Annotated in this window: 14 protein-coding genes; 7 read left to right on the top strand and 7 right to left on the bottom strand. The window is 62.5% G+C overall.

Going from position 1 to position 14,857, the window contains the following annotated elements; all coding sequences use genetic code 11:
- Positions 1–105: 105 nt before the first annotated feature.
- Together rlmN and PXK01_RS02480 are read left to right on the top strand one after the other, a co-directional pair.
- Positions 106–1,290 carry a 23S rRNA (adenine(2503)-C(2))-methyltransferase RlmN gene (gene rlmN, locus PXK01_RS02485; RefSeq protein ID WP_274858732.1) on the top strand — a complete coding sequence of 395 codons (1,185 nt, stop codon included), beginning with the start codon at positions 106–108 and terminating at the stop codon, positions 1,288–1,290.
- 152 nt (positions 1,291–1,442) lie between these two features.
- Positions 1,443–1,661, top strand: a complete 219-nt coding sequence (locus tag PXK01_RS02480) for a hypothetical protein (RefSeq protein ID WP_274858731.1) — start codon at positions 1,443–1,445, stop codon at positions 1,659–1,661.
- On the opposite strand, the gene PXK01_RS02475 is transcribed toward PXK01_RS02480, so the two are convergent.
- From PXK01_RS02475 to PXK01_RS02465, 3 genes are all read right to left on the bottom strand, one after another.
- Positions 1,658–2,506 carry an LOG family protein gene (locus PXK01_RS02475; protein WP_274858730.1) on the bottom strand — a complete coding sequence of 283 codons (849 nt, stop codon included), beginning with the start codon at positions 2,504–2,506 and terminating at the stop codon, positions 1,658–1,660. The genes PXK01_RS02480 and PXK01_RS02475 overlap by 4 nt on opposite strands.
- A gap of 114 nt (positions 2,507–2,620) precedes the next feature.
- On the bottom strand, positions 2,621–3,574 hold the full coding sequence (locus PXK01_RS02470) for a calcium-binding protein (RefSeq protein WP_274858729.1): 954 nt from the start codon (positions 3,572–3,574) through the stop codon (positions 2,621–2,623).
- Positions 3,575–3,824: 250 nt separating this feature from the next.
- Positions 3,825–4,847, bottom strand: a complete 1,023-nt coding sequence (locus tag PXK01_RS02465; protein ID WP_274858728.1) for a calcium-binding protein — start codon at positions 4,845–4,847, stop codon at positions 3,825–3,827.
- Between the two features lie 220 nt (positions 4,848–5,067).
- On the opposite strand from PXK01_RS02465, the gene PXK01_RS02460 reads away from it, so the two are divergent.
- From PXK01_RS02460 to PXK01_RS02445, 4 genes are all read left to right on the top strand, one after another.
- Positions 5,068–5,997: a threonine/serine dehydratase gene (locus PXK01_RS02460; protein ID WP_274858727.1), complete on the top strand. Its 930-nt coding sequence runs from the start codon at positions 5,068–5,070 to the stop codon at positions 5,995–5,997.
- A gap of 38 nt (positions 5,998–6,035) precedes the next feature.
- Entirely contained in the window at positions 6,036–6,635 is a 600-nt protein-coding gene (locus PXK01_RS02455; protein WP_274849359.1) for a GntR family transcriptional regulator, read from the top strand.
- Between the two features lie 108 nt (positions 6,636–6,743).
- Positions 6,744–7,571, top strand: a complete 828-nt coding sequence (gene dapD / locus PXK01_RS02450) for a 2,3,4,5-tetrahydropyridine-2,6-dicarboxylate N-succinyltransferase (protein ID WP_274858726.1) — start codon at positions 6,744–6,746, stop codon at positions 7,569–7,571.
- Positions 7,571–8,125, top strand: coding sequence for an AbiU2 domain-containing protein (locus tag PXK01_RS02445; protein WP_274858725.1), 555 nt, complete (start codon positions 7,571–7,573; stop codon positions 8,123–8,125). Before dapD ends, PXK01_RS02445 begins: the two co-directional genes overlap by 1 nt.
- Before the next feature lie 82 nt (positions 8,126–8,207).
- Here PXK01_RS02445 and hutU read toward each other — a convergent pair whose 3' ends face one another.
- The 4 genes from hutU to hutI are packed head-to-tail and all read right to left on the bottom strand — an operon-like array spanning position 8,208 to position 13,358.
- Complete coding sequence (gene hutU / locus PXK01_RS02440) at positions 8,208–9,875, bottom strand: urocanate hydratase (RefSeq protein ID WP_274858724.1); 1,668 nt, start codon at positions 9,873–9,875, stop codon at positions 8,208–8,210.
- Entirely contained in the window at positions 9,872–10,654 is a 783-nt protein-coding gene (gene hutG, locus PXK01_RS02435) for an N-formylglutamate deformylase (RefSeq protein ID WP_274858723.1), read from the bottom strand. Before hutG ends, hutU begins: the two co-directional genes overlap by 4 nt.
- Entirely contained in the window at positions 10,651–12,174 is a 1,524-nt protein-coding gene (hutH, locus tag PXK01_RS02430) for a histidine ammonia-lyase (RefSeq protein WP_274858722.1), read from the bottom strand. The genes hutG and hutH overlap by 4 nt, the downstream gene beginning before the upstream one ends.
- On the bottom strand, positions 12,162–13,358 hold the full coding sequence (hutI, locus tag PXK01_RS02425; protein ID WP_274858856.1) for an imidazolonepropionase: 1,197 nt from the start codon (positions 13,356–13,358) through the stop codon (positions 12,162–12,164). Before hutI ends, hutH begins: the two co-directional genes overlap by 13 nt.
- A 102-nt stretch (positions 13,359–13,460) precedes the next feature.
- Between hutI and PXK01_RS02420 the strand changes: the two genes are divergently transcribed.
- On the top strand, positions 13,461–14,828 hold the full coding sequence (locus PXK01_RS02420) for a formimidoylglutamate deiminase (RefSeq protein ID WP_274849351.1): 1,368 nt from the start codon (positions 13,461–13,463) through the stop codon (positions 14,826–14,828).
- The last annotated feature ends 29 nt before the right edge of the window (positions 14,829–14,857 follow it).

Below are 14,857 nucleotides of genomic sequence, written 5' to 3'. Positions count from 1 at the left end.
ACCCGGACTGACCGCTTCAGATCTGAGCGGGCAGGAAATCTTTTGATCTTCGGGCAAACTCCTATATAGAGCCGCATCCTGCCCCTAAACCGTGAGTCGCCCGCCATGACCGCCAATGCGCCGATCACCCAAGACGTCCTGACCCTGCCCCGCAAACTGCCCGAGGGCGGCAAGATCAATCTTGTGGGCCTCACCCGCGACCAGATGCGCGCGGTGCTGATCGAACATGGCACACCGGAAAAGCAGGCCAAGATGCGGGTCGGTCAGATCTGGCAGTGGATCTACCAATGGGGCAAGCGCGACTTTGCCGAGATGACCAACCTCGCCAAGGCCTATCGCGCGCAACTGGCCGAGCATTTCGAGATCGCCATCCCCGAGGTGGTCAGCAAGCAGGTCTCCTCGGATGGCACCCGCAAGTACCTGGTGCGCATCGCCGGCGGGCATGAGGTCGAGGTGGTCTATATCCCCGAAGAGGGCCGTGGCACGCTCTGTATCTCCAGCCAGGTGGGCTGCACGCTGACCTGCTCCTTCTGCCACACCGGCACCCAGAAGCTGGTCCGCAACCTGACCGCCGCCGAAATCGTCGGACAGGTGATGATGGCACGCGACGATCTGGAGGAATGGCCGGTCCCGGGGGAACCGAAGGACGAAACCCGCCTTCTGTCCAATATCGTGCTGATGGGCATGGGCGAGCCGCTGTATAATTTCGACAACGTGCGCGATGCGATGAAGATCGCCATGGACCCCGAGGGGATTTCCCTGTCGCGCCGCCGGATCACCCTGTCCACGTCGGGCGTGGTGCCGGAAATCGCCCGCACCGCCGAGGAAATCGGCTGCCTGCTGGCGGTCTCCTTCCACGCCACCACCGACGAGGTGCGCAACAAACTGGTGCCGATCAACAAGCGCTGGAACATCGAGGCGCTGCTCAATGCGCTGCGCGACTATCCGCGCCTGACCAACTCCGAACGCATCACCTTTGAATACGTGATGCTGAAGGACGTGAATGACAGCGACGAAGACGCGCATCGTCTGGTCGAGCTGATCAAGGGCATCCCGGCCAAGGTGAACCTGATCCCCTTCAATGAATGGCCTGGCGCGCCCTACAAACGCTCGTCCAACAACCGCATTCACGCCTTTGCCAATATCATCTACCAGGCGGGCTATGCGTCACCGATCCGCACCCCGCGCGGCGAGGATATCCTGGCGGCCTGTGGTCAGCTGAAATCCGCCACCGAACGCGCCCGCAAGAGCCGCAAGCAGATCGAGGCCGAAACCGGGCTGTCGTCCTGAGGGTTTTGTTCGGCTCGGGTCTTCGGCTCGGGCCGAATTCCGACACAATCCAGCCTTGCCGCCCCATTCTTTCCCTTGTTCCGGTGCAATTTCGCCATTTGCCCGGAACAGTTTCTATTCCGAGAACAATTGGATTTTAGAAGGGAATCGATATGCAACAGGACATCAACCACGCCGCCAACCACAACGAGATCGAACCGGGCGTTCTGACCCTGATCCGCGACGAGCGTGAAAAGGCGCTGAGCGCCCGCGAATGGCAATTCCGCCTGCGTGGCTATGGCTACGCCATCAAGACGGTCGAGGGCGAACAGGTGCTGACCCGTCTGCCCAAGAATGTGCCCGTGGGCGTTCTGCCGCCTGAGTTTTTTTAAATATCCCGGTCCGGTAGGGTCTCGCGGGCGGGAGCTGGCTCCCAGTTTTCGATGATCTCCACGGCCTCCTGCGCGGTCTCCACGAAACGGAACAGGTCGAGATCCTGATCGGAGATGGTCCCGGCATCGGCCAGGGCCTCCCAGTTGATGATCTTTTCCCAGAAGGCGCGACCGAACAGGATGAAGGGCACCCGCTCCATCCGACCCGTCTGGATCAGGGTGAGGCTTTCGAACAGCTCATCCAATGTGCCAAACCCACCGGGGAAGACGGTGATCGCGCGCGCGCGCATCAGGAAATGCATCTTGCGCACCGCGAAATAGTGGAAGTTGAAGCTGAGATCGGGGGTCACATAGCTGTTGGGCGCCTGCTCATGCGGCAGCACGATGCCCAGACCGATGGAATGCCCACCCGCGTCAACGGCGCCCAGGTTGCCCGCCTCCATCACGCCGGGACCGCCGCCGGTGACGACGACATTGTGTCGGCAAGACGACTCCAGCGATTTCTGCGTCATCAGCCGGGCGAACTCCCGCGCCTCGTCATAGAAATGCGACAGATCCGCCAGGGTCTGGGTGCGCGCCTGATGCTTGTTCTCGGGGCTGGGAATACGGGCACCGCCGAACATGACGATGGTGCTTTCGATCCCCTTTTCATCCAGCAACAGCTGCGGTTTCAGCAATTCCAGCTGCAACCGCACCGGGCGCAGCTCGTCACGCAGCATGAACTCGTTATCGGCAAAGGCCAGCTTGTAGGACGGCGACCGCGTCTGCGGCGTCTGCGGAATATGCTCGGCGCGGCTGCGGTCGGACTGGGCATCGGGAAACGGGCTTTTGCGATCATCACTCATGGTGAAATACCTGTCTGTCAGAAGGGTCGAACAGCAGGTGTAGCGATACAACGGGGGCTGGGCCAGCCCTTGCTACCCGCCCATTGCAATACTGCGTCACAGGACCGGGACCAGCTACCCGAAATCAAAGCCATCCGGCAGCAGGAGCCAGTTTGTATTGCCTGTGAAACTCCCCTGACCGTCCAGCAGGATGGATTGATCCATTTCCCCGTCGCCGTTGCTGTCCACCTCGACAAGGCCGTCTTCCATTCGGATTTCATAGCGGCCTTCTGTCCCGGTGAAGGCGTCGCTGCCGATGTAGACGATTTCATCGAAGTCCTGGAAAAAGAAGATCTCATCCTGCGAAAGATCAACCTGATCGCCCTGGCGCCTGTTGAAATCCGTCACCGTGGCGCCAAGGTCGCCTTCTCGGAAGAAACCGATTTCGAACCGATCCGCACCACGCCCGCCGGTCCAGGTATCCTGGCCAAAGCCATTCTCTGCGCGGAACAGATCCTGTCCCCCGCCCCCCAAAAGAACATCGTCATGTTCCCCGCCATCCAGGGTGTCGTTGCCAGCCCCGCCGATCAGGCGATCATCTCCCTTTTGGCCGTGCAGCATGTCATTGCCGCCCTTCCCGGAGATCCGATCGTTGCCCTCGAAGCCAAAGATCACATCGTTGCCGCCGCCGGCATTCAAGACATCCCGTCCATTGGAGGCCGAGAAGTAATCGTATTCTCCGGTCAGGCGTCCGCTGAACCCGTCAAGGCTGAGGGCATCCCAGATCGTGCCAGAGTCGGTTTCCCCGAACACATCCTCGATTGCCAGATTGCCCCGCAGGCTGATGGTGCCGACTTTTTCACCATCGACGAAGACCTGTAGCTTGCGAATGGGGCCGGACCAGTCTCCGTCATTTTTCGAGAACGCGCCAACAAAGCGCAAGGTGACATCCATCTCGAAATCCGGCTCTCCGGCGATGGTGGAGGGTTCGACATAGGTGGTTTGCAGTCGAAACGCGGAGCCGGAGTTCCCGGAAGGCGCAGCCGCATTCCAATCCTCGACCGTGATCGGGATCGCATCGCGCCCCATCAGATGAAAAGGATTCTCGCGAAAAGGTGCCCCAGTGTTCGACAAGAGATTTAAAATACTACGCGCCATGGCTGCCCCCAATGCAAACTGATTAACACACCAGCTTCAGCCTAGCATGACGTGAGGGCAAGGCAAGGATCACGGTCTCCTGCGCAGCACGAAGGCCTGCCGCACCGAAGCACAGCACCCAGCCAGGGCGACCCCGGCTCGGGGCTCAATCATGATGTCCCATGAAAACTTGGGCGCCCCGTTAGCCGAACTCAAAACCTTCGGGCAGGATCAACCAGTCGAGCACGCCCGAGAAACTGTCGTGACCGGTCAGGACAATGGATTGATCGGCCTCGCCATCCCAATCGCTGTCGACTTCTACCACACCGTTTTCCATGCGGATTTCATAGCGATCTTCCGTTTCCGTGAACTCCCTGGTGCCGATAAAGATAAATTCGTCAAAGGATCTTTCTCTGAACGCATCGTCGCCGGACAGATCAATCTGATCGCCATCTTCGCGGGAAAAATCGCTCACCGTGGCGGCGGCACCCACACCTCCGGCACGGCTGATTTCAAACCGGTCGGCTCCAGCGCCGCCTGTCCAGGTATCCTGACCCGCAGACTGTTCCTCCCGAAAATGGTCGTCACCGCTGCCGCCGATCAGGACATCGTCACCGTCTCCGCCGTCCAGGGTGTCATCGCCGCTGCCCCCCACCAAACGGTCGTTGCCACGGCCGCCGTAGAGGTAATCGCTGCCATTGTTGCCAAGCACACGGTCATCCCCGCCGTTGGCCAGGATCGTATCTCCCCCTGCACCGCCCCGCAGGCGATCTGCCCCCTCCGACGCGGAAAAGTAATCATCCTCCGCCGTGAGCGCGCCCTTGAAACCATCCAGGCTCAGGGCCTGCCATATGCTGTGAGGGTCGGTGACATTCACGATTTCGGAAATATCCAGATGCCTGCCCAAACGGAGGGTGCCCACCTGCACATCATCGAAATAGAACTGCAGCTTCTTGATACCACCGGACCAACCGCCGCCCGCAGAGGAGAACCGGCCGATGAACTCCAACCTCACCGGCGTCTCCACATCGGGTTCATTCAGCGTTTCGGAGGGCACGAAAACCGTCGTTTCGATGGAAACGCGGTTGCCGGATCGCCCAGTGGGCAGACCCTCCTGCCAATCCTGCTCGGAAATGGACAGCCTGTTGCGGCTCATCAAGTAGAACGGATTTTCCATCAGCGGAAATCCGGCATTATCTCGCAACCTTAGAACTGCATTGGGCATGTCACTTCCTCCAAATCGAATCAAATTGTCGCCAACGCAGCAACCTTCGCATAGGGAGGTTAAGCAATATTATACCATGGGTTGTGTTCACATCGACCTGCCCGAACATGCCCCGCGCCGCGCTATCTTGACGGCATGGGATGTTGTTTTCCCCGCATGATCTGCGCTAACACTCCTTCTGGCCAAGTCGGCCCCCTTTCAAAGAAGAAGGCTTCGAAACATGAATTGGCACGGTGATATTGCGCGGGCGGCGGATCGGGTTCGCTCGTATGTTCAGCGAACTCCTGTTCTGACAACGACGGGTTTTGGTCTCGGCTATCCGATTGAAATGAAGCTGGAACACATGCAGCACACCGGCAGTTTCAAGGCGCGCGGGGCCTTCAACACGCTGCTGAGCAGTGAGGTGCCCGAAGCGGGGCTTGTGGCGGCCTCGGGCGGCAACCATGGCGCGGCCGTCGCCTATGCCGCCAGCCAGCTTGGCCACAAGGCGCGGATCTACGTGCCGGAAATGGCTGGTCCCGCCAAGATCTCCCTGATCCGCGATGCGGGCGCCGACCTGCAGGTGGTGCCCGGCGCCTATGCCAATGCGCTGGAACAGGCTCAATCCTACGAAGCCGAAACCGGCGCGATGCAAGTCCACGCCTATGATGCCACCGGCACGGTCGCGGGTCAGGGCACATGTTTTGCCGAATGGGAAGACCAGGGGCTTGAAGCGGATACCGTGGTGATCGCGGTGGGCGGCGGTGGCCTGATCGCCGGAGCCCTGGCCTGGTTCGATGGCCGCAAGAAGATCGTCGCGGTGGAGCCCCATACCTCCTGCGCGCTCCATGCGGCACTGGACGCGGGCACTCCCGTGGATGTGGAGGTTTCGGGCGTTGCGGCGAACGCGCTGGGCGCCAAGCGCATCGGTTCGATCTGCTTTGATCTGGCGCGGGAAAAGGGCGTCACCTCGGTGACCGTATCGGACGAGGCGATCACTGCGGCGCAGTCGGCGCTTTGGCGGGAGCGGCGCATCCTGACCGAACCGGCGGGCGCCACCGCGCTGGCGGCCCTGATGTCCGGCGCCTATCAGCCCGCCCCCGGCGAACGTGTGGCTGTGCTGGTCTGTGGTGGCAATATCGCCCCAGATCCGCTTGCACCGCAGGGCTAAGGCTTGCCGCAGGACCAAAGGCACCCTATCGCAGGATCATGACCGCCACGATCGCAGACCGGATCTACACCGCACTGAGCGAACAGATCGTCACCGGGCAGCTGCCCGCGGGCGAAAAGCTGCGCCAGGACCATATCGCGCGCGCCTTCGACACCAGCCACGTGCCGGTGCGCGAAGCCCTGTTGCGGCTAGAGGCGCATGGCCTTGCCTATTCGCAGCCGCGCCGGGGCACCCGTGTCAGCGCGCTCGATCCCGCCGAAATCCGCGAGGTGATCGAAATGCGCGTGGCGCTGGAGGTGCTGGCGCTGACACACGCCTTTGCCCGGCTGAGCGATGCCGATGTCAAAGCGGCCGATGCCGCCCGCATCGCCTGCGATGAGGCAACCGATATGGCCTCCTGGGAACGGCTGAACCGGCAGTTTCACCGTACCATCCTGTCGCCTTGCGCCATGCCGCGCCTGCTGGCGGCCATCGACGATCTGCACATCGCCTCGGCCCGGCACCTGTTTGCGAACTGGAAACACCAGTGGCGCCCGCGCGCGGACAAGGATCACGCCGCCATTGTTCAGGCGATGCGGCGGCGGGATGCGGCGGCGGGATGCGAAATCCTGCGCCGCCACCTGCGCCGGGTGCGATAGATCGTCCGGGGCCGCCCAACGGCACCCGATCACCGCAATCGGCACATGACCTTCACCACAAATGCCGTTATGTAGGCGCGAAACCATATTCTTGCCGGAGATACACCCATGTCCAACGCACAGCTGGAAACCGCAATCGAAGCCGCCTGGGAGGCGCGTGACACCATCACCCCCGCCACCACCGGCGAGCAGCGCGAGGCGATCGAGGATACGCTCAACGCGCTCGACAGCGGCAGCCTGCGCGTGGCCGAAAAGATGGAGAACGGCGACTGGCACGTGAACCAATGGGCAAAAAAGGCCGTGCTGCTGGGCTTCCGCATCAAGGACATGGAAATCCAGTCCGGCGGCCCGCAGGGCTCCGGCTGGTGGGACAAGGTCGACAGCAAATTCGTAGGCTGGGGTGAAAACCAGTGGAAGGCCGCCGGTTTCCGCGCGGTCCCCAACTGCGTCGTGCGCAAATCCGCCTTCATCGCGCCGGGCGTGGTGCTGATGCCCTCCTTCGTGAACCTCGGCGCCTATGTCGATGAGGGCACCATGGTCGATACCTGGGCCACCGTCGGCTCCTGTGCGCAGATCGGCAAGAACGTGCACCTGTCGGGCGGCGTCGGCATCGGCGGCGTGCTGGAACCCATGCAGGCCGGCCCCACCATCATCGAGGACAACTGTTTCATCGGTGCCCGCTCCGAAGTGGTCGAAGGCTGCATCGTGCGCGAAGGTTCGGTTCTGGGTATGGGCGTCTATATCGGCAAATCGACCAAGATCGTCGACCGTGAGACCGGCGAAGTCATGTACGGCGAAGTGCCGCCCTATTCGGTGGTGGTCTCCGGCTCCATGCCCTCGAAGAACGGCATCAGCCTCTACTGCGCGGTGATCGTGAAGCGCGTGGACGCGCAGACCCGCTCCAAGACCGGCATCAACGAGCTGCTGCGCGATTGATGGAACAGTTAAAGCAGGACTTTGAACTTTTTCGAGAGCAATGCACTTCGCTCGCTATACTCGTAAATACGTTCGAAGTCCTGTTTGAAAATGAAGAGGGAGCGCCCCCAATGAACCGGGTCGCTCCTGAATTCTTTTGTGATCTCAACGGGTGGATGGTTGAGCTGTACTTTCTGTACACAGCCCGAATCCTGGATTCAGCCGGGTCCAAAAAACAACGAAACCTCTCCGTAGACTATTTTCTCGTTAGCCTCAGAGAGGCAGGTGTATTGACCGACGAGATAACCGACCTAGGCCAACGCCTGAAAAGCTACTTAGACAGAATTGGCAAAGCCAGAAGAAAACTGATCGCTCACAACGACCGCGCAGCGCTGCGAAAAGGTGAACCTCTTGGGCAGCATAGTGAGCAAGAAAAACGCGAGTTTTTACGGAACCTCCAATCCTTTTGTGACGCGGTGGGAAGGGCAACAGGGGTTGGTCCGTGTGAATTCCTTTCAATCGCGCCAGGCGATGTTGTGGATTTGCTACGCTTGGTCAAAAGAAACGGCCTTTAGTGCTATTGCCCCTCTATCCAGCATCACTCTAACAACCGTGAAGGCTGCCATTACCACTGCCACATAGACGTGACTTCTTTGCTCACAGGATCCCCGGCAGGGTCAGTTGATGCTGGCGCGCGCAGTCCTTGGCGATCTCATATCCCGCATCGGCGTGACGCATGACGCCGGTGGCCGGATCATTCCACAGCACCCGTGCGATACGGCGGTCGGCGTCTTCGCTGCCATCGCAACAGATCACCACGCCGGAATGCTGCGAAAAGCCCATGCCGACCCCGCCCCCATGGTGCAGCGACACCCAGGTCGCGCCCGAGGCGGTGTTCAGAAGTGCATTCAAGAGCGGCCAGTCCGACACCGCGTCCGATCCGTCCCTCATCGCTTCTGTCTCGCGGTTGGGCGAGGCGACTGAGCCGCTGTCGAGATGATCGCGGCCAATGACCACCGGCGCGGACAGCTCGCCATTGCGGACCATCTCGTTGAAGGCAAGCCCGGCCCGGTGACGGTCGCCCAGCCCGATCCAGCAGATCCGCGCGGGTAGGCCCTGAAAGGCGATCCGCTCCTCAGCCATATCCAGCCAGCGATGCAGGCCTTCGTTGTCGGGGAACAGCTCTTTCATCTTGGCGTCGGTCTTGCGGATGTCTTCGGGATCACCGGACAGGGCACACCAGCGGAAGGGGCCGATGCCGCGGCAGAACAGCGGGCGAATATAGGCAGGCACGAAGCCGGGGAAATCGAATGCGTTCGTGAGCCCCTCCTCCAGCGCCATCTGGCGGATGTTGTTGCCGTAATCGACGGTGGGAATGCCCATGGCGTGGAACTGGCACATGGCTTCGACCTGCACCCTCATACTGGCGCGCGCGGCCTTTTCCACGGCTTTGGGGTCTGTTTCACGCTTTGCGATCCACTCTCCCATGGTCCAGCCCTGCGGTAGGTAGCCGTTCACAGGATCATGGGCCGAGGTCTGATCGGTCACCAGATCGGGGCGGATGCCGCGCCGCACGAGTTCGGGAAAGACATCGGCGGCATTGCCCAGAAGACCGACGGATTTCGCCTCACCCGCTGCCGTCCAACGGTCGATCATCGACAGCGCCTCGTCCAGGCTGTCGGTCTTTTCATCAAGGTAGCGCGTACGCAGGCGGAAATCGATGCTGTCGGGGTTGCATTCCACCGCAAGGCAGCAGGCCCCGGCCATCACCGCCGCAAGGGGCTGCGCGCCGCCCATGCCGCCAAGACCGCCGGTCAGGATCCACTTGCCAGAAAGATCGCCGCCATAATGCTGGCGCCCGGCCTCAGCAAAGGTTTCATAGGTGCCCTGAACGATGCCTTGCGTGCCGATGTAGATCCAGGACCCGGCGGTCATCTGGCCGTACATCATCAGCCCCTTGCGGTCGAGTTCGTTGAAGTGATCCCAGGTCGCCCAGCGCGGCACCAGGTTCGAGTTGGCGATCAGCACGCGCGGCGCGTCCCTGTGGGTCTGGAAAATGCCGACGGGTTTGCCCGATTGCACCAGAAGGGTCTGATCCTCTTCCAGGCTGCGCAGGCTGTCGGCGATCAGGTCGAAATCCTTCCAGGTGCGCGCCGCTCGCCCGATACCGCCATAGACCACCAGCTCGTGCGGGTTTTCGGCCACATCGGGGTGCAGGTTGTTCATCAGCATCCGCAAGGGCGCCTCGGTCAGCCAGCTCTTGGCGCTGATTTCAGGGCCGGTGGGCGGGTAGATATCACGGTTGTTCTTGCGGGGATCGCTCATGTCGGCCTCCAGGAAATCAGGTCTGTCAGAATGGGACGCAGGTGCGCGCGCAGCCGCTCGGCGCGGGAGCTGTCATAGCTCCAGGGCGGGGCTTCATCGCAGTAGGTCGCCTGCGCCAGCTCCATCTGGATGGCATGAAACCCGTCAGCGGGGCGGCCATAGTGGCGGCTGGTCCAGCCACCAAGGAAGCGGCCATTGAGGATGGTGGAATAGCCCTCGGCAGCCTCGCAGCGCTGCAGAACCTGCGCCTCGATCTGCGGATCGCAGGTGCGGCCGCGATTGGTGCCAATGTTGAAATCCGGCAGCCGCCCATCGAACAGGAAGGGGATCTGACTGCGGATCGAATGGCAGTCATAGAGAATGGCAAAGCCATGCAAATCGCGGACCCGGCGCAGTTCGGCCTCTAGCGCAGCGTGATAGGGCGCATGATAAAGAACCCGACACCGCGCGATTTCCTCCGCGTCCGGTTCGGCCCCATCCTGCCAGATTGATCGCCCGTCAAAATCTGTCAGGGGCACAAGTGTTGTCGTGTTCTGACCGGGATAAAGGCTGTGCCCCTCGGGATCGCGGTTCACGTCGATCACGTAGCGATGGATCCGCGTGCGGACCATGGTGATCCCATCGACCAGACCGGCGTAAAGATCGTGCACATGCCAGTCGGTATCGGCCAGCGCGCGACCTGTCTCGTTCAGCCTGTCCCAAACCTCGACCGGGACATCGGTGCCGGTATGGGGAAGCCCCAGCACAAGGGGCGATGCACCGCGCGTCACATCAATCATAGCGGCACCTCAAGCCCGGCAGCACGGGCGATGCGACCTGCGCGGATCATCTCGCTTGCCAGTTCGATCTCGGGCGCCAAGTAGCGATCCTCCGCCAAAGGCGGGATCTTGGCGCGCAAACTCTCGATCACGTCGCGCAAACGCGAGGAGGTCGCCAGAGGCGCACGCGCCTCGACCCCCTGCGCCGCGCAGAGCAGTTCGACGCCAAGGATCACCGACAGGTTCTGTCCCATCCGCCCCAGCCGCAGCGCGCCGTGGGCCGCCATGGAGACGTGATCCTCCTGGTTGGCCGAGGTGGGCGTTGAATCGGTCACACAAGGGTTCGCCAAGTGCTTGTTCTCGCTCATCAATGCCGCAGTGGTCACCTCGGCGATCATAAAGCCAGAGTTCAATCCCGGCTCAGGCGTCAGGAAGGGTGGCAGATCGAAAGAGAGCGCGGGATCCACCATCAGGGCCACCCGGCGCTGGGCGATGGCACCGATCTCGGCCAGCGCCAGGGCGATCTGATCGGCGGCAAACCCCACGTATTCGGCATGGAAATTGCCACCGGAGACAATGCGCCCGGCCTCGGTCAGCACCAGCGGGTTGTCGGTGACGGCATTGGCCTCCACCTCCAGCGTGCCGGCGGCCATGCTCAGGACATCCAGCGCCGCGCCCAGAACCTGCGGCTGGCAGCGGATGCAATAGGGATCCTGTACACGGCTGTCGCCATTGCGGTGACTGTCGCGGATCTCGCTGCCTTTCATCAGGGCGCGCATCTCGCGGGCCACGTCGATCTGTCCCGCGTGGCCGCGCAGGGCGTGGATCTCGGCCAAGAGCGGCGCGGTGGAACCCATGATCGCATCGGTTGTCAGCGCCGCCACAACGGTAGAGGCTTCGGCAAGGCGCCAGGCCTCAAACAGCCCGGCCAGGGCGCAGGCGGTGGAAAACTGGGTGCCATTGATCAGGGCCAGCCCCTCTTTCGGACCCAAGACAATAGGCTCTAATCCGGCCTGTTTCAGGGCCTCGGCACCAGACATACGGGCGCCCGCCACAGTGGCCTCCCCTTCGCCGATCATCACGGCAGCCATATGGGCCAGAGGCGCAAGATCCCCCGAAGCCCCGACAGAGCCTTGCGAGGGCACCACCGGCAGCACACCACACGCCAGCATCTGTTCGATCTGCGAGATCACCGCCCAGCGCACGCCCGAGGCGCCGCGCCCCAATGACACCAGCTTGAGCGCCATCATCAGCCGCACCTTGTCGGCGGGCAGCGGATCGCCCACGCCGCAGCAATGGCTGAGGATCAGGTTGCGCTGCAACAGCGCCGTGTCCTGCGGCGCGATCCGGGTCGAGGCCAATTTGCCAAAACCCGTGTTGATCCCATAGACCGGCGCATCTCCCTCTGCGGCCTTGGCCACCATGCCGGCGGCCTCCTCAACGCCCGCGCGGGCAGCGGGATCCAGGCACAAAGGCTCCGCACCCCGGTAGATGGTTTCAAGAACGCGCAGCGATACCGTGCCGGGGCTCAGTTGCAGCATGGTTGACCTCCGAAGATGCGCATGTGGAGCGGGTTGAAGCCGATGCGATAGGAGAGTTCGGCCGGGTGCTGCACGTCCCAGACCGCCAGATCCGCCCGCAGCCCCGGCGCGATCTGGCCACGATCCCGCAGTCCCAGCGCACGAGCGGCATGACTGGTGACCCCGGCCAACGCCTCTTCCGGGGTCATGCGAAACAGGGTGCAGCCCATGTTCATCGCCATCAACAGCGAGGTCATGGGCGAGGATCCGGGATTGCAGTCCGTAGCCAGCGCCATCGGCACGCCATGTTTGCGAAACAGCGCGATGGGCGGCGCCTGGGTTTCGCGGATCGTGTAATAGGCACCGGGCAGAATGGTCGCGACACTCCCTGCTTCGGCCATGGCAATGGCATCCGCCTCTGTCGCGTATTCCAGGTGATCGACCGACTGCGCCCGATGGCGCGCGGCCAGCGCCGTGCCGCCCTGGTGGCTCAACTGTTCGGCGTGGAGTTTGACCGGCAACCCCAGCTCGGACGCGCATTGAAACACCAGATCGATTTGCGACGCGGAAAAGGCGATGGTTTCGCAGAACCCGTCCACCGCATCGACCAGACCTTCGGCATGCGCGGCGCGCAGGGTGGCCAGGCAGACCTCGTTCACGTAAGCCTCGGCGCGGCCCTCATATTCGGGTGGCACCGCATGGGCGCCCAGAAAGGTCGTGGTGATGGTCACCGGACGCAACTCCCCCAGCCGACGGGCGGCGCGCAGCATGGTCAGCTCGGTCTCCCGGTCCAGCCCGTAACCGGATTTCACCTCGACCGTGCTCACCCCTTCGGCGATCAGCGCATCAAGGCGCGGCAGGGCCGTCCGGATCAACTCCTCTTCGCTGGCGGCGCGGGTCGCGGCAACGGTCGAGGCAATGCCCCCACCCGCGCGCGCCAGCTCCTCGTATGTTGCGCCGTTCAGCCGCATCTCGAATTCCCGCGCCCGATCACCGGCAAAGACCAGATGGGTGTGACAATCGATCAGCGCAGGCGTGATCAGCCGCCCTTCCAGATCCTGACGCCGCCATGTGTCAAAGGCGCCGGGCAACTCGGCCTCCGGCCCGACCCAGGCAATCGATCCATGCTCGACCGCAAGGGCTGCCTCGGGGATCAACCCATAGGCAGGACCTTCCAGAGCCATCGTGGCAGCCGATCCGCCCATCAGCACATAGGGAGATGCATCGTCCATTCACGCCTCATGAAAATGCTTGATGGCAGTGTGATATGAGCATATCGATATTATGTCTATACATAAGGTGGTCTCATGCAGACAATTTTTGCCGCGCAGGCCCGCACACCCGCCGGATGGCAGCAGGGTCTGCGGCTCTGCATCGAAGACGGGATCATCACCCGCCTTGATACGGGCTGCACGCCCCGGGCCGGGGATCTGCGAGTCGACACACTGCTGCCCGGCCTTGCCAATCTGCATTCGCACAGCTTTCAACGCGCCATGGCGGGGATGAACGAGCACCGTGCGGAGGGGCGGGACAGTTTCTGGACCTGGCGCGCGCTGATGTACCGCTTTCTGGATCACCTGACGCCAGAGCAGATGCAGGCCATCGCGACGCTCACCTTCATGGAGATGCTGGAAGCCGGATACACGGCGGTGGGAGAGTTTCACTATGTCCACCACCAGCCCGGCGGCGCGCCCTATGCCAGTCGTGCCGAGCTGAGTCAGCGCATCTTCGCCGCCGCTGCCGAGACGGGCATCGGCCTCACCCATCTGCCGGTACTCTATTCCTATGGTGGTGCCGGTCGCCAGCCCCTTGCCGGGGGGCAGCTGCGCTTTGGCAATTCGGGCGCGGAATACGCCGATCTGGTGGAGCAGATCCGCAGCCTTGCCCACCGCAATCTGCCCGCCGATACAGTCGTCGGCATCGCACCCCATTCCCTGCGCGCAACCTGCCCCGAAGACCTAAGGGATGTTCTGGCCCTGCAGGACGGCGTGCCCCTCCACATCCATATCGCCGAGCAACCTGCAGAAGTGGCCGATATCACGGGCTGGCTGGGTGCGCGCCCTGTGGAATGGCTGCTACAGAATGCCCCGGTGGATCCGAAATGGTGCCTGATCCATGCCACCCATATGACCGAGGCTGAAACCCGGGCGCTGGCCCATTCGGGTGCGGTGGCGGGGCTCTGCCCCATCACCGAGGCCAACCTGGGCGATGGTCCCTTCAACGGCGCCGCCTACCTGTCCCATGGCGGGCGCTTCGGGATCGGTTCGGACTCCAACCTGCGGATTGCCCTGCCGGAAGAGCTGCGCCTGCTGGAATATTCCCAACGCCTGCGTGATCTGTGCCGGAATGTGATGGTGCCCGGCCCGGGTTCGGTCGGGGAGAGCCTGTATCTGGGTGCCGCAGAAGGCGGTGCGCAGGCCCTGGGCCGCACTGCTGGGCGGATCGAACCGGGTGCCCTGGCCGATCTTGTCGCCATCGACAGTACGCACCCCGCCCTCTGCGCACTCGACCCCGCACAATTGCTGGACGGGCTGTGCTTTGCCGCCGGGGAGGGCACCGTTACCGATGTCTGGAGCGCCGGGCGCCATCAGGTCAAGGAGGGACGCCACCTGGCACGCGACAGAATTCTGGCCGCCTACCGCCAGGCGATGGCCGACCTGCGCGCAGCTCTCTGAGCGCACAGCTTTACAAAACCGCTCAAGAC

This window comes from Phaeobacter sp. PT47_59 (genome assembly GCF_028890025.1).
Taxonomy (GTDB): Bacteria; Pseudomonadota; Alphaproteobacteria; order Rhodobacterales; family Rhodobacteraceae; genus Phycobacter.
This window is presented reverse-complemented; position numbering and strand designations above follow the sequence as displayed.